At 59.7% G+C, this 22,593-nt stretch carries 22 protein-coding genes; 12 read left to right on the forward strand and 10 right to left on the reverse strand.

Annotated elements, in window-relative coordinates; all coding sequences use genetic code 11:
* The first annotated feature begins 129 nt into the window (after positions 1-129).
* The 5 genes from BM194_RS01135 to putP all read left to right on the forward strand — a co-directional run bounded on the left by BM194_RS01135 (position 130) and on the right by putP (position 7,437).
* The gene (locus BM194_RS01135) at positions 130-1,116 is read left to right on the forward strand and encodes a Bug family tripartite tricarboxylate transporter substrate binding protein (protein WP_092842795.1); all 987 of its coding nucleotides are present in this window, start codon (positions 130-132) and stop codon (positions 1,114-1,116) included.
* Positions 1,117-1,120: 4 nt separating this feature from the next.
* Positions 1,121-1,498 carry a hypothetical protein gene (locus tag BM194_RS01140; protein WP_092842796.1) on the forward strand — a complete coding sequence of 126 codons (378 nt, stop codon included), beginning with the start codon at positions 1,121-1,123 and terminating at the stop codon, positions 1,496-1,498.
* Positions 1,499-1,569: 71 nt separating this feature from the next.
* A complete protein-coding gene (locus BM194_RS01145) occupies positions 1,570-2,358 on the forward strand; it encodes an AraC family transcriptional regulator (RefSeq protein WP_092842797.1) in 789 nt (262 codons plus the stop codon).
* Positions 2,359-2,574: 216 nt separating this feature from the next.
* A complete protein-coding gene (gene putA, locus BM194_RS01150) occupies positions 2,575-5,766 on the forward strand; it encodes a bifunctional proline dehydrogenase/L-glutamate gamma-semialdehyde dehydrogenase PutA (protein ID WP_092842798.1) in 3,192 nt (1,063 codons plus the stop codon).
* Positions 5,767-5,946: 180 nt separating this feature from the next.
* The gene (gene putP / locus BM194_RS01155; RefSeq protein WP_092842799.1) at positions 5,947-7,437 is read left to right on the forward strand and encodes a sodium/proline symporter PutP; all 1,491 of its coding nucleotides are present in this window, start codon (positions 5,947-5,949) and stop codon (positions 7,435-7,437) included.
* Between the two features lie 125 nt (positions 7,438-7,562).
* On the opposite strand, the gene BM194_RS01160 is transcribed toward putP, so the two are convergent.
* On the reverse strand, positions 7,563-7,847 hold the full coding sequence (locus BM194_RS01160) for a hypothetical protein (RefSeq protein ID WP_092842800.1): 285 nt from the start codon (positions 7,845-7,847) through the stop codon (positions 7,563-7,565).
* A 241-nt stretch (positions 7,848-8,088) separates the two neighbouring features.
* Here BM194_RS01160 and BM194_RS01165 point away from each other — a divergent pair, with 241 nt between their 5' ends.
* Positions 8,089-8,670, forward strand: a complete 582-nt coding sequence (locus tag BM194_RS01165; protein ID WP_092842801.1) for an OmpW/AlkL family protein — start codon at positions 8,089-8,091, stop codon at positions 8,668-8,670.
* 168 nt (positions 8,671-8,838) lie between these two features.
* Entirely contained in the window at positions 8,839-9,453 is a 615-nt protein-coding gene (locus BM194_RS01170) for an OmpW/AlkL family protein (protein WP_177223303.1), read from the forward strand.
* Positions 9,454-9,505: 52 nt separating this feature from the next.
* Here BM194_RS01170 and BM194_RS01175 read toward each other — a convergent pair whose 3' ends face one another.
* Complete coding sequence (locus BM194_RS01175) at positions 9,506-10,006, reverse strand: gamma-glutamylcyclotransferase family protein (protein WP_092842803.1); 501 nt, start codon at positions 10,004-10,006, stop codon at positions 9,506-9,508.
* Positions 10,006-10,332 (reverse strand): YqcC family protein, encoded by a 327-nt coding sequence (locus tag BM194_RS01180; RefSeq protein WP_092842804.1) that lies wholly within the window; start codon positions 10,330-10,332, stop codon positions 10,006-10,008. The genes BM194_RS01175 and BM194_RS01180 overlap by 1 nt, the downstream gene beginning before the upstream one ends.
* Before the next feature lie 295 nt (positions 10,333-10,627).
* On the opposite strand from BM194_RS01180, the gene BM194_RS01185 reads away from it, so the two are divergent.
* The 4 genes from BM194_RS01185 (at position 10,628) to BM194_RS01200 (ending at position 13,651) form a co-directional block, all read left to right on the forward strand.
* Positions 10,628-11,656, forward strand: coding sequence for a DUF3549 family protein (locus tag BM194_RS01185; RefSeq protein ID WP_092842805.1), 1,029 nt, complete (start codon positions 10,628-10,630; stop codon positions 11,654-11,656).
* Positions 11,657-11,680: 24 nt separating this feature from the next.
* Positions 11,681-12,118 (forward strand): ATP-dependent zinc protease family protein, encoded by a 438-nt coding sequence (locus BM194_RS01190; RefSeq protein ID WP_092842806.1) that lies wholly within the window; start codon positions 11,681-11,683, stop codon positions 12,116-12,118.
* Between the two features lie 39 nt (positions 12,119-12,157).
* The gene (gene rimK / locus BM194_RS01195; protein WP_092842807.1) at positions 12,158-13,078 is read left to right on the forward strand and encodes a 30S ribosomal protein S6--L-glutamate ligase; all 921 of its coding nucleotides are present in this window, start codon (positions 12,158-12,160) and stop codon (positions 13,076-13,078) included.
* A gap of 126 nt (positions 13,079-13,204) precedes the next feature.
* On the forward strand, positions 13,205-13,651 hold the full coding sequence (locus BM194_RS01200) for a hypothetical protein (protein ID WP_092842808.1): 447 nt from the start codon (positions 13,205-13,207) through the stop codon (positions 13,649-13,651).
* Positions 13,652-13,726: 75 nt separating this feature from the next.
* Here the strand turns inward: BM194_RS01200 and BM194_RS01205 are convergent, their stop codons facing one another.
* The 7 genes from BM194_RS01205 to BM194_RS01235 all read right to left on the reverse strand — a co-directional run bounded on the left by BM194_RS01205 (position 13,727) and on the right by BM194_RS01235 (position 20,623).
* Positions 13,727-14,392: a SanA/YdcF family protein gene (locus BM194_RS01205; RefSeq protein WP_244890836.1), complete on the reverse strand. Its 666-nt coding sequence runs from the start codon at positions 14,390-14,392 to the stop codon at positions 13,727-13,729.
* A gap of 131 nt (positions 14,393-14,523) precedes the next feature.
* Positions 14,524-15,087 carry a putative Fe-S cluster assembly protein SufT gene (gene sufT / locus BM194_RS01210; protein ID WP_092842810.1) on the reverse strand — a complete coding sequence of 188 codons (564 nt, stop codon included), beginning with the start codon at positions 15,085-15,087 and terminating at the stop codon, positions 14,524-14,526.
* A 25-nt stretch (positions 15,088-15,112) separates the two neighbouring features.
* Positions 15,113-16,354 (reverse strand): cysteine desulfurase, encoded by a 1,242-nt coding sequence (locus BM194_RS01215; protein ID WP_092842811.1) that lies wholly within the window; start codon positions 16,352-16,354, stop codon positions 15,113-15,115.
* A 3-nt stretch (positions 16,355-16,357) separates the two neighbouring features.
* Entirely contained in the window at positions 16,358-17,734 is a 1,377-nt protein-coding gene (sufD, locus tag BM194_RS01220) for a Fe-S cluster assembly protein SufD (protein WP_092842812.1), read from the reverse strand.
* On the reverse strand, positions 17,731-18,483 hold the full coding sequence (gene sufC, locus BM194_RS01225; protein WP_092842813.1) for a Fe-S cluster assembly ATPase SufC: 753 nt from the start codon (positions 18,481-18,483) through the stop codon (positions 17,731-17,733). Before sufC ends, sufD begins: the two co-directional genes overlap by 4 nt.
* A gap of 174 nt (positions 18,484-18,657) precedes the next feature.
* Positions 18,658-20,100 carry a Fe-S cluster assembly protein SufB gene (gene sufB, locus BM194_RS01230; protein ID WP_092842814.1) on the reverse strand — a complete coding sequence of 481 codons (1,443 nt, stop codon included), beginning with the start codon at positions 20,098-20,100 and terminating at the stop codon, positions 18,658-18,660.
* Between the two features lie 55 nt (positions 20,101-20,155).
* Positions 20,156-20,623 (reverse strand): SUF system Fe-S cluster assembly regulator, encoded by a 468-nt coding sequence (locus BM194_RS01235; protein WP_092842815.1) that lies wholly within the window; start codon positions 20,621-20,623, stop codon positions 20,156-20,158.
* Positions 20,624-21,063: 440 nt separating this feature from the next.
* Here BM194_RS01235 and BM194_RS01240 point away from each other — a divergent pair, with 440 nt between their 5' ends.
* Positions 21,064-22,446 carry a UDP-glucose dehydrogenase family protein gene (locus BM194_RS01240; protein ID WP_092842816.1) on the forward strand — a complete coding sequence of 461 codons (1,383 nt, stop codon included), beginning with the start codon at positions 21,064-21,066 and terminating at the stop codon, positions 22,444-22,446.
* Positions 22,447-22,593 lie beyond the last annotated feature (147 nt).

The following is a 22,593-nucleotide window of genomic DNA, read 5'->3' on the forward strand; positions in this document are numbered from 1 at the left end:
AACAATTTTATAATGAAAAAAAGCCATGGCCCTATGTCAGACGATGGGAGCGTTAACGTTGAACGAGGAAATTCGGTAGGCTATGCGCCCTGGACACTCAAGCCCCATAACCATAAGGCACACATAGCCATGCAGAAAACGCTTTACTCCCTGGCCCTGGCCAGCCTTCCCTTGATGACACTCTTGTCCGGTTCCGTGCTTGCCATCCCTGAAGGCAAGACGGAATGTATCGCGCCCGCCAAGCCCGGCGGCGGCTGGGATTTCACCTGCCGCAGTGTGGCACGCACCCTGCAGGAACTCGACCTGATTCCTGCCGGCATGCAGACCATCAACATTGCCGGCGCCAGCGGCGGCGTGGCCTTCAGCCATGTGCGTGCCAAGCGTCAGGGTGATGAGGACACGATCGTCGCCGCCTCCACCGCGACCACGACACGCCTCGCCCAGCGCCGTTATGCTCAGGGCAATGCCGATCAAGTCCGTTGGGCAGCCGCTCTGGGCGCCGATTACGGCATCATCGCGGTTGCCAAGGATTCACCCTATGCCACCCTGACCGAGCTACTCGACGCCCTTGAGCAGGACCCCGGCAGCGTCAGCTTTTCCGGCGGCGACGTGGCCGGCGGTTTCGATCATCTGAAAGTTCTCATGTCGGCACGCAAGGCAGGTGTCGAGGAACTCAGGGACATCAAATACCTGGCTTTCGACTCGGGTAGCGTCGCCATTACCCAACTGCTCGGTGGCCATATCGATGCATTCACCGGGGATCTGTCCGAAGCCTTGGGTTTCGTGGAAAGTGGTGACCTGCGCCTGCTGGCCGTATTTTCGGAAGAACGCCTGCCCGGTGAGTTTTCCGGCATCCCCACCGCGCGCGAACAGGGCATCGACGTGATCGCCCCCAACTGGCGCGGCTTCTATCTTCCGGGCGGCATCTCGGACGAAAGTTACCAGTGGTGGGTCGATAACCTCGACACGCTGTATGCCTCCGAGGAGTGGAAGCAGGTCATGCAGGATAACGGCCTGCTGCCTTTCCATAAGTCGGGCGAGGCCATGACCCAGTTCGTCAATCAACAGATCCAGGATATCCGTGAACTGTCGGATACCCTGGGCTTGGTCCAGTAATCGCATGGCGCTGGGCCTATATCTCGTCGTCGTGCTGATCTGCCTGCTGGTGGTCGGCGGCACGGTCGGGTTGCTGATGATGGTGCGTACACCCCGCTACCGCACCGAGTCCAGCCACCTCCTGCAGGTTTTCGACCGGGTCCTGGCCGGGCAAGCAACGGAGTCGGAGTGGCACGCCACCGTCGGCTATCCGATACGCCACGATGCCTACCTCGAGGGTGTGCGACGCAAGGCCCAGCAGATAATGGATGAACACGGTCGTTCCTGGCAGGTTGCCCAGGGCGGCTCGCTGTTGTCCCGCAGTGGTCGTGAGGAACTCCGGGTGCTGCGTGACGAATTGGCATCGCGCATGATCGACAAGGAGGGCAAGCGCGAATTCTAGAGACCGCCCCGCTTTCCGTGCGGGTGGCCAAGTCGTTATAGTAGCGGTATCTGTCGTCACGAGGCTGCGACATGACCAGCGCCATTCGCCTGACACCGCTCGACAATACCATCAAGCATCACGATCATGACTTTCATCAGATCGTGATCGGCCTGGATGGCCATGCCGAATTCGAGATCGAAGGGCTGGGCGGCTGTATTGCCCCGTTGACCGGCTGTATCGTGCCGGCTAACCATGTGCACTATTACGAAGGCATTGGTGCCAACCGGCAATTGATCTTCGACCTTCCCGATAATGCGCCATCCTTGTCGGGCGCCCAACGCGAGTTGGCCCGGCTATTCGATGCACCGCGCTTCTTCGCGCTCGATGAGCCACTGCGGGTCTACCTGAACTTTCTCGTGCAGGAACTTTCCCAGCCTCGGCATGCCCAGGGCGACCTGCTTGCCGCCACGTTTCTCGGCTGTCTTCATTCGCGACTACATGTGACGCCCTGCCCCTCACGGCGTCTCGATCTCGATGCCCTGGACAGCTATATCCAGAACAACCTCGCCAAGCGCTTGAGTGTTGCCGACCTGGCCAGCCAGGCTTGCCTGAGCGAAGCCCATTTCAGTGAATGCTTCCGCGAGCAGACCGGCGTCACGCCCTATCAATACCTGCTACGTCAGCGCCTAGCGACGGCCCGTTACCTGCTTACCACCTCGACAATGCCGCTCAACGAAGTGGCAGAACGCACAGGCTTCGCGAGCCAGAGCGCGTTGTCACATGCCTTCCGGCGCGCCTTCGATCATTCGCCGAGCCAACTACGGCGCAATCCTCAGTTAAGCCTGACCCAGCACATGCCGTTACTCGACGGGGCATAGATAGCAAGACCTAGACCAACGTAGTATTTTTCGTTCACTTGTCATCAAATTCCGGATTTTTGACAAATCCAACCGAGAAATTGGCAAGACGCGACGACCTCTCCCACCCTACATTCACGCCATTCCGTAAATGCCTTGCATCTTGGGAAAGCGCTGTCCAGGCATTCTGGCGCCTTCGCCGAGCCTTCCCGAGACATGACTGATGGGGTCCAAACAATGCTAAACGCCAAGACCATGCTGGATGCCAACACCTGGCAACAGGATCCGGAAGCGCTGCTCAGGCAGCTCAGCGAGCATTACATCGTCGACGAAGATGCCTATGTAGGCGAGCTCGTCAACCTGTTACAGGCCGACGAGGGCGACTTCAAGCGCATCGCCGACAAGACCGCCGAGCTGGTCCGCGAAGTGCGCGAGATGGATACCGCCGTCGATTCCATCGACGAGCTACTCCAGCAGTACAGCCTGGACACCCATGAGGGCCTGATGCTGATGTGCCTGGCGGAGGCCATGCTGCGCATCCCCGACAAGTCCACGGCAGACGCCCTGATCGAGGACAAGCTGGGGCCGGCCGACTGGAAATCCCACCTTGGCCAGAGCGAGTCCTGGTTCGTCAACGCCTCGACCTGGGGCCTTTTGATGACTGGCCGTGTGATCCAGATGGACAAGCCACGCGACGGCAAACCGGCCAATTTCATCAATCGCCTGACCAACCGCATGGGCGAGCCAGTCATCCGTAGCGCCATGTACCAGGCAATGAAGATCATGGGGCGCCAGTTCGTGCTCGGGCGCACCATCGACGAGGCACTCAAGCGCTCCAAGCCCCTGTTCGACAAGGGCTATACCTATTCCTATGACATGCTGGGCGAGGCGGCACGCACCCGCCCCGATGCCAAGCGCTACTTTGAAGACTATGCTCGTGCCATCGAGCGCGTCGGCGCCACCAGCCGCTCGCTGGGCGACAAGACACCCTCTCCCTCGATCTCGATCAAGCTCTCGGCCCTGCACCCCCGCTACGAGTTCGGTCGCCGCAGCCAGGTACTGGAAGAGCTGGTCGAGAGCGTCAAGGAACTGGCGGCGCTGGCTCGCAAGAATGATGTCGCCATTACCATCGATGCGGAAGAAGTCGACCGCCTCGAGCTGTCGCTGGAAGTCTTCCGCGCCGTCTACGAGAGCGATGTCTGCAAGGGCTGGGGACATTTCGGCCTGGTCGTGCAGGCTTACTCCAAGCGCGCCCTGCCGGCATTGCATTACCTCAACCGCCTGGCCGACATGCAGGGTGACGAGATTCCGCTGCGCCTGGTCAAGGGCGCCTACTGGGATACCGAGGTCAAGGAGTCCCAGCAGCTCGGCATCGATGGCTATCCGGTATTCACCCGCAAGGTGAACACCGACGTGGCCTACCTGGTCTGCGCCAACTTCCTGCTGTCAGAGAATACGCGCGGCCGGATCTTTCCGCAGTTCGCCACGCATAACGCCCATACCATCACGGCGATTCTGGAGCTGGCCAACGACGTGGATCGCGCATTCGAATTCCAGCGCCTGCACGGCATGGGCGAGGCACTCTACGACGCGGCCCTCAAGCGCGCGCCCCAAGGCACCTACTGCCGTATCTATGCACCGGTAGGCGCTCACAAGGACTTGCTGCCCTACCTGGTGCGTCGCCTGCTCGAGAACGGCGCGAACTCATCATTCGTTCACCAGCTCGTCGACCCACGTGTCCCCGTCGAGTCGCTGTGCGTTCACCCCGCGGAAACCTTGAGGCAGTACGCCACCTACGCCAACCCGAAGATTCCGCTGCCCAAGGATATCTACGGCCCGAACCGCAAGAACTCGAAGGGAGTGAACTTGAATATTCGCAGCCAGTACCAGCCTCTCATCGACGAGATGGCCAAATTCATGGACAAGGAGCATCACGTCAAGCCGCTGCTGGCCTTCGACGTGCCTGACGCGCCCGCCGAACGCCACGAGGTACGCTGCCCGTACGATACCCGCCAACTGGTAGGCAGCGTACAGTGGACCAGCAAGGAGCAGGCGCAGAAAGCGGTGGATGCCGCCTGGGCAGCCTTTCCACGCTGGCAGTCCACGCCGGTCGAGGAGCGTGCGCAGATTCTCGAGCGCTTCGCTGACAACATGGAGAACCATCTTGCCGAGCTGATGACCCTGTGCTCGCGGGAAGGCGGCAAACTGCTGACCGACGGCGTCGACGAGATCCGCGAGGCCGTGGATTTCTGCCGCTACTACGCCAACCGTGCCCGCAACCTGTTCGGCGAAGCCACGCAATTGCCCGGACCGACCGGCGAGTCCAACGAACTCTACATGACCGGCAAGGGCGTGTTCGCCTGCATCAGCCCATGGAACTTCCCGGTGGCGATCTTCTGCGGACAGATGGTAGCCGCGGCCGTTTCCGGCAACTGTGTGCTGGCCAAGCCCGCCGAGCAGACCTCTCTGGTCGCTCATCGCGTCGTCGAGTTGCTTTATGAAGCCGGCATGCCACGTGATGTGGTACAGCTACTGCCGGGCGACGGCCCGACAGTGGGCAGCGTACTGTCCTCGGATCGTCGCATCACCGGCGTGGCGTTCACTGGCTCCACCGACACCGCTCACATCATCAATCGCGCCCTGGCAGCCCGGGATCAGGCGGCCATCGCCACGCTGATCGCCGAGACCGGCGGCCTCAACGCGATGATCGTCGACTCCACCGCCCTGCCGGAGCAGGTAGTCGCGGACGTGGTGCGCTCCTCCTTCCAGAGCGCCGGCCAGCGCTGTTCGGCCCTGCGCATGCTCTATGTCCAGGAGGACGTCGCCGACCACATCATCGAAGTGCTCAAGGGCGCCATGGCCGAACTCAGCGTCGGTGATCCTCGCGATCTGGGCACCGACGTCGGCCCGGTCATCGACGAAGACGCCCGCAAGGGGCTGCAGGCACACATCGAGCGCATGACAGGCGAAGGCCGCCTGATCGCCGAAACCCGGCTCGATCCTGCCCATACCGGCAATGGCACTTTCGTGGCGCCGACAGCGTTCGAGGTCGAAGGCATTCAGGCACTGGAGACCGAGCAGTTCGGTCCGATCCTGCATATTGCCCGCTACAAGGCCAGCGAACTGGACCAGGTCATCGACACCATCAATGGCAAGGGTTATGGCCTGACATTCGGCGTACACAGCCGCAACGAGTCCTTCGCCAAGGCCATCAGCGAGAAAATTCGTGCGGGCAATGTGTATGTAAACCGTAATATCATCGGCGCCGTTGTCGGCGTGCAGCCTTTCGGCGGCCAGGGCTTATCGGGCACCGGCCCCAAGGCGGGTGGTCCACACTACCTGCTGAGCTTCGCTACCGAAAAGACGCGTACCGTCAACACTGCCGCCCTGGGCGGCAACGCGTCCCTGCTGGCTCTGGGTGACGAGTGAAACTTACTCACTATTAACGATAACAAACTGAAGGAAGCTTCTCATGGTTGAAAACGACGCCACCATAAGCTTTATGTTCGCACTCTCCCTAGACGCGATGCCCGCCACAGGCGTTGTGGCCAGCACGCGTACCAACAACCTGCCGGAGCTACGTCCGGCCTAATAAACTGGAGACGTTTTATGGCTATTGGTGTTTGGATCAGCCTTATTGCTTATTTTGTGCTCATGATTGCCATCGGCTTTTATGCCATGCGCAAGGCAACCTCGACGTCCGAGGATTATATGCTGGGTGGCCGGGCCTTGAGCCCTCAGGTGGCGGCTCTTTCGGCCGGTGCGTCTGACATGAGCGGCTGGTTGCTGCTGGGCTTGCCTGGGGCCATGTTCGTGTCTGGTCTGGGCTCGGCCTGGATTGGTATCGGCCTGCTCGTGGGTGCACTCTTCAACTGGATATTGGTCGCACCACGCCTTCGTGAACAGACGGTTCACTATGGTAATGCGATCACCATTCCGGCATTTCTGGCAAACCGCTTCCCGACCCAGGCTATGTCGCTGAGAACGGTATCCGCGATCGTCATAGTTATTTTCTTTGCGGTCTATACGGCTTCAGGCCTGGTTGCAGGCGGTAAGTTGTTCGAAAGCGCATTTTCCGAAGTCATCAATATTGGCGGCCTGAGCGACTATGCGGTGGGAGTCATCGTTACCTTGGTCGTAGTGCTTGCCTATACCGTGGTTGGCGGCTTTCTAGCTGTGAGCATGACGGACTTCGTGCAAGGCTGCATCATGATGCTGGCACTGGTAATCATGCCGATGGTCGTGATCTTTGGCGAAGGTGGCGGCGGTTTCTCCCAGGCGTCACAGACCCTGAATGAAGTCGATCCCACGCTGCTGTCATGGACGGAGGGACTGACCTTTATCGGTTGGCTGTCTGCGGTGGCCTGGGGGCTAGGCTATTTCGGCCAGCCTCACATCATCGTGCGCTTCATGGCCATCCGGTCACTGAAGGATGTCCCTGTTGCCCGTAACATCGGCATGAGCTGGATGCTCGTATCCTTGGTCGGTGCAGTTGCTCTAGGCCTGTTCGGCCGGGCCTATGCTGTCCGTAATGGCATGGACGTTCAGGATCCCGAGACGATCTTTATTATCCTGGCTAACCTGTTGTTCCACCCGCTGATTACCGGCTTCCTTTATGCCGCACTGCTCGCTGCGATCATGAGCACCATTTCCAGCCAGCTTTTGGTTTCGTCTTCATCACTGACAGAAGACTTCTACCGCTTGTTTCTACACAAAGAGGCTACGGAAAAGGAATCTGTCCGAGTAGGCCGGATTAGTGTCGTACTGGTTGGTCTGGTTGCAGCCATCATCGCATCCGATCCGGACTCACAGGTTCTGGGGCTGGTCAGTAACGCCTGGGCAGGTTTTGGTGCGGCATTCGGTCCAGTAATCATCCTGTCGCTAATGTGGTCACGCACGAACGGCGCTGGCGCTATCGCAGGCATGATTGTCGGTGCCGCAACCGTCATGATCTGGATTTTGCTGGGCTGGAACGGAGAGTTCATGGGAGGACCCGGTGTGTACGAAATCATTCCGGGCTTCATCGCCTCATTTATTGCAATCATGGTGGTGAGTAGCGTTACTGAAGATGCTGGTGAATATCAGCATATCTCTCGCTAATCCAGAGTGTGCCAATCTCGGAATGGCCCAAGGACGCCTGCGGGTGCACCAGGCCTGACCGACCGGCATGAAGCCACTTACCGGCAAGGCCACCTTCGGGTGGCCTTGTCGCATCCATAGAGTGGCTAGCCGCTGCGTATCAGCAGAACCAGAAACAGCAAGGCCATCAGTCCCCAGCATAACGGCGCGCCGAGCAATCGAGCTGACCAGCCCCGTCTGACCAGACCCATGCCATGAAAGAACCCCGCCCCCACGGCCCAGACCCCGAGCAACCAGACCGGAAGACGCCAGCCCAACGGAAGCGCACTGATCATTCGTGGCTCCAGCAATAGCCAGAGCGCCAGCAAGGAAGCCGCCCCCAGCGACACGAGTTGCGCTTTCAACTCCTGCCTGTAATCCGCCTTCTCCATGCTCGTCTCCCGATGTGGCTCCTCCTTAGTAAAGCGCGTGATGGCCAATTGTGCGAAGCATGAATAGTGCATGACCCACGGCAGCAAATTGAGCTTGTTAGCGTGAAAACAAAAATTTACAAGACATGTCGAACAGCGTTTCCTATACTTGCTCTCACAATAAGAAACAGCGTTTTCTTATCTAACATCGATGTCGTGATCGACTGTCCAAGCAGCCGATGCGACATCCAAGGAGGTTGCCATGATTCGGAACAAACTGCTTCTCGCCGCTATCGTTGCTGGTAGCACCGTGACCGTATCCCAGGCCGCACTTGCCTACCAGGCCGGAGACTTCCTGCTGCGTGGCGATATCGCCAAGACCAGCCCGGAAGGCGATGCCTCCGACAATATCGAATCGGAAAACGGCTTCGTCGGCAGCGTGGGTTACATGGTGCACGACAAGCTGGGCGTGACGCTGGGCAGCAGCGAGGAGTTCGAGCATGAGTTCTCCGCCGGTGCCTATGAAGGCTCCTTCGAACAGCAGCCCATCGACCTGATGGTGCAGTACTATCCGCTGGGCGGCCTGGATGCCCGGGTTCAGCCTTATGTGGGCGTCGGTGCAAACTACACGCGCTTCTCCGGTGAGAGCGATGGCCTGAACATCGATAATACTTGGGCCGCCAAGGGTGAACTGGGTGTCGACCTGTTCGTCACCAAGAACTTCGCCTTCAATGGCTTCGCCTCCTACACCGATCTCGATGCGGACTACAGCCTCGCCGGTGTCAGCGATGAAGCCGATGTCGACCCGCTTACCGTTGGCGGTGGCGTTACCTTCCGCTTCTGACCGAAGACAGGACGTTGACCCTGATCAACGCCGGGCCACTTGGCCCGGCGTTGTCGTTTGCGCAATATCTATCCCCTTGTTCTGGATCAATATCGCGGCGCGTCGGCAACACTAGACTCGAGGCTGGTCATTTGAACATCTCAGGTCGAGTCAATAAGGAAGTCCGCCATGCGCAAATCCATTCTGTCTGCCGTCATCGCCACTGGTGCCCTGCTGATCAGTGGCCAGGTCCTGGCCTATGGTGCGGGCGACATCTATACCCGTGTCGGTATCGCCAAGGTAGCGCCCAAGGATGACAATGGAACCCTGGCCGGAACCCTGGATACCGACGTCCAGGACGACAATGGCTTTGCCTTCACGCTGGGTTATCGCTTCCACGACAAGCTGGGCATCGAGCTTCTTGCCGCCGAGCCCTTCGACCACGATATCAAACTCAATGGCAGCAATATCGCCTCCACCGAACACCTTCCACCGACCTTGACCCTGCAGTATTACCCGCTGGGAGGCACTGCAGCTCGTGTACAGCCCTATGTCGGTGCCGGCATCAACTACACGCTCTTCATGGACGAGGAACTGGAGGGTGGCCCCGAGCTCAAGCTGGAGAATTCCTGGGGCGCAGCCGGGCAACTCGGTATCGACCTGTTGATCGACGAGCATTGGGCACTCAATGCCGCCGCCTGGTACCTGGATATCGACACCGATGTCGAGCTGGGCGGCAGCGACATCGGAGAAGTGGAAATTGACCCGCTCGTGGTCATGGCCGGTGTCAGTTTCCGTTTCTGACACCCTGTCTGCCGGGACTGCCTGACTGGGTCAAGCAGTCCTGGTGCTGTTGTCAGCGTGCAGAAAAACGTGACAGCCCCAGCACGGCCAGGGTGGCATCGCACAAACCGCTCACCGCGTCGGTTTCGGCCAGGCGAGCATGATAATCCCGAGACAGGAACGGTTCGCCAGCGAGCAGGTGCTCCAGGTACTCGCGGGCCGGCTTGAGTGCTGGGCGGGTCCGTTCGGGAACCGCAATATACACCCATGCCTCGATTTCCCCTTCTGGCGTATGAATGTTGCGCCGTTGACGAAAATAGTCATGCGGCACGCCTTCGAACGGGTCCATCAGCTCGATCTGCGCCGGTTCTAGCAACTCGAAAAGCACGCCTTCTACCTGCTCACCGGGACGGGAAGTGACGTTGGCATGCGCAATACCGGGAATACGTGATGCCTTGTCGAAGGTCAGCGCATACTCCTTGAGCGTACCGGACATGGCCCGGCGCGTGTCACCGATACGAGCAGCGACACGCTGCACATTCATGTTGCTACCATAAGCGAAATAATACGGCATCAGGCCTCCGTCACGATCCGATCCACCTCGGCGACGGCCTCGACGACCAACCGACGCGTACTGGGCCTAGCATTCTGCAGATAGGCCTCGGCCGCTGGAGCCACGTCGCAAGTGGCGGGCATCGGTCCCTTGGCATCGACCAGAGCCTGCAGCCGCGCAATGAACACATAGCGCAACCACTGGGGCAATTCCATGGTGTCGACACAGAATGGCTCACGGCTATCAAAGGCCTCGGCCTGGGGGTGTGGCGTATTCCACATGTCAACGCTACGCAGCGTGGCCTCAAGCCGCGACAGGGCTTGGTCGAGTTCGGCGTGTGGTGTCATGCTGAAACCTCGGAATTCACGGGACTGTCTTCCATTATCCTTACCCCGCCGGACACTGGCCAGTCGTTCATTCCCACCGCTGGCGTCACACATTGTGTTATCCCCAGCAAGGGCGAGAATGTAGGTATTTCACAGATTGGCTGAAAGAGTCTGTGGATAAGCTCGGGAAAGATGCCTCTCACCCGCACCGGATGCCTGTTGAAGAGAACTGATCAAACTTTGACCGTTCCCGAACGACAGGCTGGAAAGGTCATGGGCGACGCGCTACAGTGCGCGACCGGATCTTGAGGAAGATATGCAACCAATTCTCTCCCTTAGTGAATTCTTCGTACGCACTGGCGCCCAGGCGCAGTTTTACACCATGGGCCGCCAGGTCACCCCCTGCACTGTCGATACCTTGGCGGCATTCGAGCGTGGGGAACTTGCCTGGCCGAGGCCTTGGCTGGGGCGCGCTCAGCTGGCTTGCGTTTTCCGGTTGGGCGACGAGCCGCTGATCTGGTTCCTGTCGCTGCCGCTCGACGAGCAGGGCATGATCGACCCTGCCCCACGCGACGCCTTCCTGCAGCGCTTGCTGGAAACCCTGGGACGCACGGCGCAGCAATTGGATGCCGCCGATACCCAGCGCGTCGACAACCTCATGCAGGATAATCCGCTGGCCTTCACCCCCGACCTGACCCAGCGCGCCATGCTGCATGCACGTGCCAGTGCCGATCTGAACCTGCCTGCCAGCGAACATCTGGAACTGGCCGAATCCTATCTGAGCGGCCAGCTCGAGGCGGAGCAGTGGCAAGCGCTGGGCCTTCAGGGGCTGGCAGATTTCGCTGTCCGCCACGACCAGGATCAGGCGGAATCTCTCGCCAATCACCTGACCAGATTACCGGTGGACGTGCTGCGACCGCTATGCCACTGTCTGGAACATGTGACGCCGTCGGCTACCTTGACCGAGGGCCTCATTGCCCGCGGCGAGGCGGCAGCCTCACAGGGGGACATCGAGACGTTCTGCGCCTGCGTGCGCGCCGTCGGACAGGGTGAGCGGGAGCGTGTCGGGGCCTGGTACGATGCACTGCTGAGCGACGGTGCCGCCTGCGGCCCCGATCTGCTGGCCGCCATCGCAGCACGTGGCTGGGCCCAACTGGAAGACGCCGAGCGCCTGCCGCGCTTCATCGAGGCACTGGCAACCGACGAGCGCACCGGTTTTGCTACCGTGGTCCGCGACCTGGCGCTGATCCCCAGGCTGCGTCTACCGCTGCTGCTGAGTCTGCGCCAGGCATCACCGGATTCCGCCACCGGGCGGCGCTTGGCCGAGCTGGCCACCCCTCATTGATTCACTGAGCCGAGCCCTATTACGATGAAAGCATTGCCTTACCATGCCAAGGCGGTCATCGGCCGCCGTGAAATGGTCACCTTGCCGGAACTCGGCCTGACACTGTGCTGCAAGGCCGACACCGGCGCGCGCACGTCGGCCCTGCATGCCGAGGACATCGAGACCTATGAGGAAGACGGCCATGTCTGGGTCAGCTTCGTCACCCGTGGTGGTGGGCCGGACAGCCCCGCGCACCCCGTCCGACTGCATCTACATGATCGACGGCAGGTGACCAGCTCCAACGGCCAGGCGGAATGGCGTTTCGTGATTCGCACGCACATGCAACTTGGCGAGCTGGACTTCCCGGTGGAGCTGTCGCTCACCGACCGCAGCAACATGCGTCACCCCATGCTGCTAGGGCGCCGCGCCATGCGCCGCCTGCTGGTCGCACCCGGTACAGCCTTTCTTCACGGCGAACCCTGATCTTTCATCGACTCCCGTATCCTCGGGCCGGAGAACGCAATGCACATCGCTCTTCTGTCGCGTAATCGCAACCTGTACTCCACCCGCCGTCTGATCGAGGCGGGGGAAAGTCGGGGTCATAGCGTTCGCGTCGTGGACACCCTGCGCTGTTATATGAACATCGCCTCGCATCGCCCCTCCATCCATTACAAGGGTCAGGAGCTCGAGCATTTCGATGCCGTCATACCGCGTATCGGCGCCTCGGTCACCTTTTATGGCTGCGCCGTGCTGCGCCAGTTCGAGATGATGGGCACCTACGTGCTCAACGATTCGGTGGCCATTACGCGATCTCGGGACAAGCTGCGCTCGCTGCAACTCCTGTCACGCAAGGGACTGGGGTTGCCGATTACGGGCTTTGCCCATTCGCCAGACGACATTCCCGACCTCATTACCATGGTCAAGGGTGCACCGCTGGTCATTAAGCTGCTGGAAGGTACGCAGGGCATCGGCGTCGTCCTGGCGGAGACCAATCAGGCCGCCGAGTCGGTGATCCAGGCCTTCATGGGCATGAAGGCCAATATCATGGTCCAGGAGTATATCAAGGAAGCCAAGGGCGCCGATATTCGCTGCCTGGTGGTTGGGGACAAGGTAGTGGCCTCGATGAAGCGTCAGGCCGCCGAGGGGGAGTTTCGCTCCAACCTGCATCGTGGAGGCAGCGCCAGCGTAATCCGCATTACGCCTGAGGAGCGCTCCACGGCAATTCGCGCCGCCAAGGCCATGGGACTGAGGGTCGCCGGTGTGGATCTGTTGCGCTCCAACCATGGGCCGGTGATCATGGAAGTCAACTCGTCGCCCGGTCTGCAGGGCATCGAAACTGCCACCGGCAAGGATATCGCCGGCCTGATCATCGAACATCTCGAAAAGCAGGCCAGCATACCGCGCAAGGCACCCAACAAGGCGCCACCCAAGCCCAAGGGGTAATCTTGGCAATAGCGTTGGGGCAATACACGAACAACAATAATGGAAACGCACAATTTCTTGGCACCGGGGGTAGAAAAACACTGTTCTCCCCCGCACAATCTGCGTCACCGGAGGAGGTGACCGCTCATGTTTCTCGATAATCGCCAAGTGGCGATGGATAGCGTGCTGGAAGCGCTGGCTGACAGCCTGGATTACTTTCAGGACAATCTCGAACGCCTGCGCCCTTCGCTGCGCGATGCCCTGAAACCGCATTACGAACAGCGCGGCAACGACATGCGCGAACTCCAGGCCTTGGCCAAGCAGCACTTGAACCTGCTTCCCCGGGATGCCGACGTCGAGCGGGACGACTACCTCTGGCTATGGAGTCGCCTGAAGAGCTTCGTCGGTGACGACAGCCAGGTTCTTGTCGGCGAGCTTCTCGAACAGGAGCGTGTGCTGATGCAGGCCCTGGCGACACTGCACACCCACCCCCTGCCAGACCCCATCGAGCCGGTGATCGAGCGCTGTTGGAAAGGCTGCCGCGCCTTGATTCGCGAACTCTATCGCCTGCAGAAACCCAAGCATCGGCGCTGACGCCGATGCCTGCCCGGCTCGTCCAACCTCATGGTTGCCACTCGAGGGCATAAAGCAACACACTGACTGACTGGGCTACCGTGCCGCCGGCACAATGTGCAGCGGCTCCCGAGGGCCCAGGAAGTAGGGTTCGCGCCCCCACAGGTAGAGATCACCCAGAGTCGCCACCCGAGCCAGCCACTCGCGCACATGGAGCTGCCAGACGCCGCTCACTGCCGGCGTCGGAGCGGCACACCCCTTCGCGTCGATGCCTAGGGCATCGGCAATGAACAGCGCTCTTGGCAGGTGCCAGTCCTGGGTTATGAGCAGCGACCGCGAGACGCCGAATATCTCCCGAGCCCGCACCAGCGTGTCGAAGGTGCTGAATCCGGCGTAGTCGAGGGTCATGTCGCTGTCGCGCACATTGTTGGCGCGCAGGTCACGCCACATGGTCACAGGCTCGTTGTAGAAACGCGTACGATTGTCGCCGGAAAGCAGGAGGTGTTGGACTCGTTGGGTCCGCAACAGCTGGGAAGCGGCACTCAAGCGCGCCGAGTACAAGGGATTACGCCCGCCGCCACGCGCCCAGTAGGAGGTACCGAAGACGACCCCCACGGGTTCGGAGGCACAAAGAAGCAGGTCGTTCTCGATGCGATCCTGGGTCCTGGCCAGGACCCAGGCATTGGCCGCCACCACAACGCCAATGGCAAGCAGGACCAGCAGGGTCAGGATCACGATCAGTCTTTTTACAAATAGAGCCACGGCCGGCCGCATCGCAACATTCGCTCCTGCATGCGGCTCTTGTTGGAGGGGGAGCCGGGAATGTCTGGGTTAACGTTTCGTGCCAGCAGGCAAGCGCAGAGGGTCATGATAGTCGCCAGTCACCCTTGCGACTAGAACATGCCCAGTTCGAGACGCGCCTCCTCGGTCATCATTTCGCGACTCCACGGTGGATCGAACACGGTCTCGACATGGACTTTGGAGATCTGTGGCGCTCCCAGGATCTTGCGCCGGGCATCTTCGGCGATGACATCGCCCATACCACACCCTGGGGCCGTCAGTGTCATGCGAATGGTGACGATACGTTCACCGGAAAGCAGGCGTTCGATACGACAACCGTAGACCAGCCCCAGATCGACGATATTAACCGGGATCTCCGGATCGAAGCAGGTCCGCAACTGATCCCAGACGAACTGTTCGATGTCCTCTTCGCTCGCGCTTTCATCGAGGGTCGGCCGGGGCACCGGATCCAGCCCCAGGGCATCGAGGTCGCTGCCCTCGATCAGGAAAAGGCGGCCCTCGAATGCCACGCTGACGGTGCTGCCCTTGGCCTGCATCACCGCAACGACACTGTCTTCGGTCAATGTCACGCTCTTGCCGAAGGGGATCGAAATGGCTTCGATATCACGCTGAAGGGGCATTTCCTGCCCCTTGTAAAGCCCATCAAGTTGCTGCATTGAGTCTCGCCTTGCCATGTTTCACTCAGCGAACCATCGCCACGACGCGCTGAAGCGCCTCGACGAAAGTATCGACTTCTTCTTGCGTATTGTAGGCGGCAAACGATGCCCGGCAGGTCGCCTCGACACCGAAGTGGTGCAGCAACGGCTGCGCGCAGTGATTACCGGTCCGAATCGCCACGCCAAGCTGGTCGATCAAGAGCCCGATGTCCTGCGCATGCGCCCCTTCGACCACGAAGGAAATCACACCTGCCTTGTGCGGCGCCGTGCCCAGAATGCGTAGCCCATCGATGTCCGCCAGGCGCCCGTTGGCGTGAGACAGCAGTTGCTGCTCCCAGGCGCCTATCCGGGCGATACCGACGTCCGTGACCCACTCCAAGGCACGCCCCAGGGCAATGACATTGGCGATCGGTGGCGTGCCGGCTTCGAATTTATGGGGAATATCGGCATAGGTCGTTCCGGCATCGAACGATACCGTCTTGATCATTTCGCCGCCACCCTGCCAGGGCGGCATGGCCTCGAGCAGTGCCGCCTTGCCGTAAAGTACACCCACGCCCGTCGGTCCATAGACCTTGTGACCAGAAAAGGCGTAGAAGTCGGCGTCGATAGACTGGACATCGACCGGCTCGTGGGGAATGGCCTGCGCGCCATCGACCAGAATCAACGCCCCATGCTCATGTGCGATGGCAGCCATTTCCCTGACAGGATTGATGGTGCCGAAGGCATTGGAGATGTGGTTGACCGCCACCAGACGCGTCCGCTCATTGAACAGGTCGCGATAGGCGGCCATGTCCAGCGCGCCCCGCTCGTCGACCGGGATCATGCGGATGCGGAAACCCAGCTGTTCTGCCAGCAACTGCCAGGGCACGATATTGGAGTGATGCTCAAGCTGGGACACCAGCACTTCATCACCGGGCTTGAGGTGGGTACGCCCCCAACTGTTGGCCACCAGATTGATGGCCTCAGTCGTGCCCCGCGTGAAGACGATCTCGCGCCGCTCGGCGGCGCCCATGAAGCCACGCACGACCTCCCGAGCCTGCTCGTAGGCCGCCGTGGCCTCGTCCGCCAGAGTATGCAGCCCACGATGAATGTTGGCGTTGTAGTGCCGGTAATAATGATCCAGCGTCTCGATGACCTGCCGCGGCGTCTGGCTCGTCGCGGCATTGTCGAGATAGACGAGCGGCTTGTCGTGGACCCGGCGCGCCAGGATCGGAAAATCCTTGCGCACTGCTGCCACGTCAAGGGTCGGGTCGGCCAGCACGGTCATGCGTCATTCCTCCCCAAGCCCGGCATCATGCACCTCGTTGAGCGAGGCATCGACCAGCTCCGCCAGATTGAAACGCTCGGGCAGCTTGCCTGCCACGGTACGTTCGACCCGCTCGGCAATCGCATCCACGTCCACCTGCTCCATGACCTCGCCGGCAAAGGCGAGGGTCAGCAGGCCACGCGCCGTCTGCTCATCGATGCCGCGCGTGCGCAGGGCAAAGACCGCCTTTTCGTCGAGCTGGCCGGTCGTGGTGCCATGAGAACATTTGATATCATCGGCATAAATTTCCAGCTCGGGCTTGGCATCGATCTCGGCGCGGTCGGACAGAAGCAGGTTGGCGTTGCTTTGATACGCCTCGATCTTCTGGCTGTCGCGCTTGACGATGACCTTGCCGTTGAAAACGCCACGCGCCCGATCACCCAAAATACCCTTGTAGTTCTCGTTGGAGAACGTCATCGGTGCATTGTGGTTGACCAGCGTATGGTTATCGACGTGCTGACGCCCCTGAGCGAAGAACAGCCCCAAGTAGCTGGCTTCAGCCCCCTGGGCGTTGAGGTCCGCCACTAGATCATTGCGAACCAATGCACCGCCCAAGTTGACGTTGAAGGAAGTGAAACGGCTGTCGCGTCCCTGATCGACATGCAGGCTGGCGATATGCAGGTCTCCCAACGGGGCTTCCTGCAGCTTGTAGTGCTTCAGGATTGCGCCACGATCGAGCAGCACCTCCCCCACCACATTGGTAAAGTTGGCGGCGTCGGTTTCGCCCACGTAATGCTCGACGACCGTAGCCTGGCTACGTGCGCCGGCTTCGATGAGCACCCGCGGATGGCTCATGACTGCGGCTTCGTTGGCACGCGACAGGAATTGCAGCACGATCGGCTGCTCGACGACCGTGCCCGGTGCCAGCCTAATCACCGCCCCTTCTTCGGTGAAGGCGGTGTTCAACGCAGCGAAGGGAGAAAATTCCACGCCGCTCAAGCGGCCCAGCGCGCCCCCGACGGCTTCATGGTTATTTGCCAGGGCCTGCGATAGCGGCTCGACGGTCGCGCCACTCGGCAAGGCGGACAAGTCCGAGAGATCGGCAGAAAACAGGCCATCGACGAACGTCAGACGAATGGCCTCGATCGGCAATGTCAGGGTCGCTGCTGTTGCCTTGGAGAAGGCCGCGTCACGTGCGAGCACGAAGTCACCTTCACCGATACGGCGCACATCGGTGTACTTCCACGCCTCGTCACGGCGAGTCGGAAACCCCAGTGCCTCGAAGCGTGCCGCGGCTGCCTGCCGGCGTGCCGCAATCCAGGTAGGCTCGGGCAAGGAAGCCGCCTGACGTTCGCTGAGGCGCTCCTCGAGACGGTTCAGAAAGGTTTGGGCTGCACTCATGCCGCAGATTCCTCCGTTACCCATTCGTAGCCGCGAGATTCCAGCTCAAGCGCCAGGTCCTTGTCGCCGGACTTGACGATACGGCCATCGACCAGCACATGGACATAGTCGGGCTCGATGTAGTCGAGCAGGCGCTGGTAGTGAGTCACCATGAGAATGGCGCGCTCGGCGCTGCGCAGTGAATTCACGCCCTCGGCCACAACCTTCATGGCGTCGATATCGAGCCCGGAGTCGATCTCGTCGAGCATCGCCAGCTTGGGCTGCAACACCAGCATTTGAAGGATTTCGTTGCGCTTTTTCTCGCCGCCCGAAAAACCTTCGTTGACGGCGCGCTGCAAAAAGCTATTGTCCATCTTCATGAAAGCGAGCTTTTCCCTGACCAGCTTCATGAACTCCGGCGCCGGTATCTCGCCTTCGCCACGCGCCTCGCGCTGGGCATTGAGTGCGGCCTTGAGCAGATAGACGTTCTTCACACCAGGGATCTCGACCGGATACTGGAAGCCCAGCAGCAGGCCAGCCTGAGCGCGCTCCTCGATTTCCATCTCCAGCACGTCCTGCCCTTCGAAGGTGATCGTCCCTGAAGTCACCTCATAGCCTTCGTTGCCGGCGATGACCGCGGACAGGGTCGACTTGCCTGCCCCGTTGGGCCCCATGATCGCATGTACCTCACCGGGATTGATGGTCAGGTTGAGCCCTTTGAGGATTTCCTTGCCTTCCACCGAGACGTGCAGATCTTTGACTTCGAGCATGTGTTGCCACCTTTGAATTCTGGTTTCGCGAGGCCGACAGCGCGCCCTCTCTAGAACTAAAACTGTTCGAAAAACGAGCGAGCAAGGCCTGAACAAGGCGGAAGCTGGAGAGAGAAGCGGAGTTTACATCTCGAACCAGCTTCCAACGCCGTGCAGGCGTTACGCAGCCGTTTTTTAACCTACGGCGCCTTCAAGCGTCACATTAAGCAAGGCCTCCGCCTCCACGGCGAACTCCATCGGCAACTCCTGGAAGACGTCCTTGCAGAAACCGTTGACGATCATGTTCACCGCGTCTTCTTCGGAGATGCCGCGCTGACGGCAGTAGAACAACTGATCCTCGCCGATCTTCGACGTCGTGGCCTCGTGCTCGACGGTGGCACTGCTGTTACCGATTTCCTGATAAGGGAAGGTGTGTGCACCACAGCGGTCGCCGATCAGCAGCGAATCACACTGGGTAAAGTTGCGCGCGCCCTTGGCCCGCGGCCCGATCTTCACCAGGCCACGGTATGCCTGGTCGCTGTTGCCGGCTGCGATGCCCTTGGACACGATGGTCGACTTGGTGCCTTCACCGATATGGATCATCTTGGTGCCGGTATCCGCCTGCTGGCGACCGTTGGTCACCGCCACGGAATAGAACTCACCGACACTGTCCTTGCCGCGCAGTACGCACGATGGATACTTCCAGGTGATGGCGGAGCCGGTCTCGACCTGGGTCCAGGACACCTTGGAACGATCGCCCCGGCAATCCGCACGCTTGGTGACGAAGTTGTAGATCCCACCCCGGCCCTGTTCGTCGCCGGGATACCAGTTCTGTACGGTGGAATACTTGATATAGGCATCTTCCAGCGCTACCAACTCGACCACGGCGGCATGCAACTGGTTCTCGTCACGCATGGGTGCCGTACAGCCTTCCAGGTAGGAAACCTGTGCCTGCTTGTCGCAGATAATCAGGGTGCGCTCGAACTGGCCTGTGTTGGCAGCGTTGATGCGGAAGTAAGTCGATAACTCCATCGGACAGGTCACGCCCTCGGGAACGTAGACGAACGAACCGTCGGTGAAGACTGCCGAGTTGAGCGCGGCGAAGAAGTTGTCACCCTTGGGTACCACCGAGCCGAGGTATTGCTTGACCAACTCCGGGTAATCTCGCATCGCCTCGGAAATCGAGCAGAAGATGACCCCGGCTTCGGCCAGCTTCTCCTTGAAGGTGGTGGTCACCGAGACCGAGTCGAATACGGCATCGACGGCAACCCCGGCCAGCGCAGCGCGCTCATGCAGCGGAATGCCCAGCTTCTCATAGGTCTCGAGCAGCTTGGGGTCGACCTCATCGAGGCTCTGCGGACGGTCTTCGGGCTTTTTCGGCGCGCTATAATAGGAAATCGCCTGATAATCGATAGGCGGATAGTTGAGATGCGCCCAGGACGGCTCCTTCATCTTGAGCCATTGCCGATAGGCATCGAGGCGCCATTCGAGCATCCATTCCGGCTCACCCTTCTTTTGCGAGATGAAGGCGATCACGCTCTCGTCCAGGCCGGGTGGTACGGTGTCGCTTTCGATGTCAGTCACGAACCCTTGGGTATATTCGCGACGGACAAGCTTTTCCATTTCCTCGGTAGCCATGGTCTTTTCCTCCGGGCCTGTATGGATGACCCTTGTTCAAGCCAAATGACGGCGCTCACCCCTCGGCCGAAGCGGCCAGAGAAACGCTCTGTATAGGTAGCTGCACTGGCAACTTGATCGGTGTCGTCTGTGCCAGGTGCGCCAGGGTAACGCTATCGAGCAGCGTGCGAATCGCCAGAGAGACGCGCTGCCAGTTATCGGCGACACCACAACTGCCCGCCAGGTCGCACCCACCGCCTGCATGACTGCAATCAGTCATGGCCACAGGCCCTTCGATGGCAGCGATGATGTCACTCGCCGTGATCTGATTGGCCGGACGCGCCAGACGATAACCACCCTGAACTCCGCGCTGGGAGATCAACAAGCCGGCACGCACCAGCATTTTCAAGGTCTTGCTGACCGTGGGGTGCGGCAGATTGACCGCCTCTGCCAACTCGGTGGCGGCATATGACTGCTCTGGCTGCCTGGCAATCTGCGCCATCACCACGGCGGCGTAATCAGTTAGCTTGGACAGCTTTAGCATTCCTGCGCTCCAGCCAACGAAAGAATGAGGACCATTTTAGTCCTCATTAAAACCATTGTGAAGGCGCCATCTCGATTGAGGTTTTCTAGTTATCAAATAGGCAATAACGATTATCACTCGTGGCTAGCATTTCCTTTCTGTTACATAGCTGCAGCGCAGCAAAGCAGAATTGTATCCATAAAGAGACACTTAGACTGCTTGAAAGTCGTCTAAATAAGACATTTGACGCATGGACCCAAGGTCTCTAGGCTAAGCTACAAAGTTCTGGACAAGCACACGAACGTAAACGCTTTGAAACCAGCTGCAAAAATCTTGTAAGATTCTATATTCCTTGAGTTTTCACCTATCGAGAAAGGATCGCCTCGCCGGTAGACTCAGGTATAGATAGCGAACACTGTTAGAAAACAGTTTCACCTCCCAAATACCAAGGAGTGGTATTCATGAAAATCACCATTTTCGGTTCTGGCTATGTTGGTCTCGTCACAGGCACCTGTCTGGCGGATGTTGGCCATGACGTGATGTGCGTCGATGTCGATGAGGACAAGATCGCCCGGCTCAACAATGGTGAAGTCCCCATTTACGAGCCCGGTCTTGAGCCCATGCTCAAGCAGAACATGGAAGCCGGTCGCCTCCAGTTCACGACCGACGCTGCCAAAGCCGTCAAGTATGGCAAGCTGCAATTCATTGCTGTCGGAACTCCACCCGACGAAGATGGCAGTGCCGATCTGAAATACGTGCTCAAGGTGGCGGAAACCATCGCCACTCACATGGACGAGTACAAGATCATCGTGGACAAGTCGACCGTTCCCGTTGGTACGGCCGACAAGGTCAGCGCTACCGTCCGCGCCACCCTCAAGGAGCGAGGGGCCGATATCGATTTCGACGTTTGCTCGAACCCGGAATTCCTCAAGGAAGGCGCAGCGGTCGAGGACTTCTCCAAGGGAGCGCGCATTATCGTCGGCACTGATGCCGAGCCAGTAAAGAAAGCGATGCGCGAGTGTTATGCTCCCTATAACCGCAATCGCGAAAAGCTGATGTTCATGGACGTACGCAGCGCCGAACTGACCAAGTACGCTGCCAACGCCATGCTTGCCACCAAGATCAGCTTCATGAACGAAGTTGCCAATCTGGCGGAAAACCTGGGTGCCGATATCGAGCAGGTTCGCCACGGTATCGGTAGCGATCCTCGTATCGGCTATCACTTCATCTATCCCGGTTGCGGTTACGGCGGCTCCTGTTTCCCCAAGGACGTCCAGGCATTGGCGCGCACTGCTGGAAATGTCGGCTACGATGCTGAACTGCTGAACGCCGTCGAAGCCGTCAACAAGCGTCAGAAAGGTAAGCTGTTCCAGAAACTGTCCCAGGCCTTCGATGGCGATCTCAAGGGCAAGACCATCGCCCTGTGGGGGCTGGCATTCAAGCCGAACACGGACGACATGCGCGAGGCCCCCAGCCGTACGCTGATGGAAGCCCTGTGGGAAGCAGGTGCCAAGGTTCAGGCTTACGATCCGGAAGCCGCCACCGAGTGTCGCCGTATCTATGGCGAGCGCAACGACCTGGTCATCACCGAGAAACGTGACGATACACTCGAAGGTGCCGATGCCCTGGTCATCTGCACAGAGTGGAAGATGTTCCGCGCCATCGACTTCGATCATCTCAAACAGAAGTTGAGCACGCCTGTCATTGTCGATGGCAGGAACCTGTTCGACCCGGAAACCGTCAAATCAGCAGGTTTCCTCTACTACGCCATGGGACGTGGCGACTCGCTCAAGCGAGACGTCACACGCACGCAGAGCGAGTCATCGCTCAAGCGCACCGCTTGATTGCAAGGCTGACCTAGCTACCTCCGGGTAGGGCCTGCCATGGTGACGATACGCAAGCCGGACCGATTCGATATGGAACCTCCCAGTCGGGTAGTATGCGGCTTGCGTATTTCTTGTTGCCAGAGCGACCCTCGCTGTCAGGAGTCA

The sequence above is a fragment of the Modicisalibacter xianhensis genome, assembly GCF_900113605.1.
GTDB lineage: Bacteria > Pseudomonadota > Gammaproteobacteria > Pseudomonadales > Halomonadaceae > Modicisalibacter > Modicisalibacter xianhensis.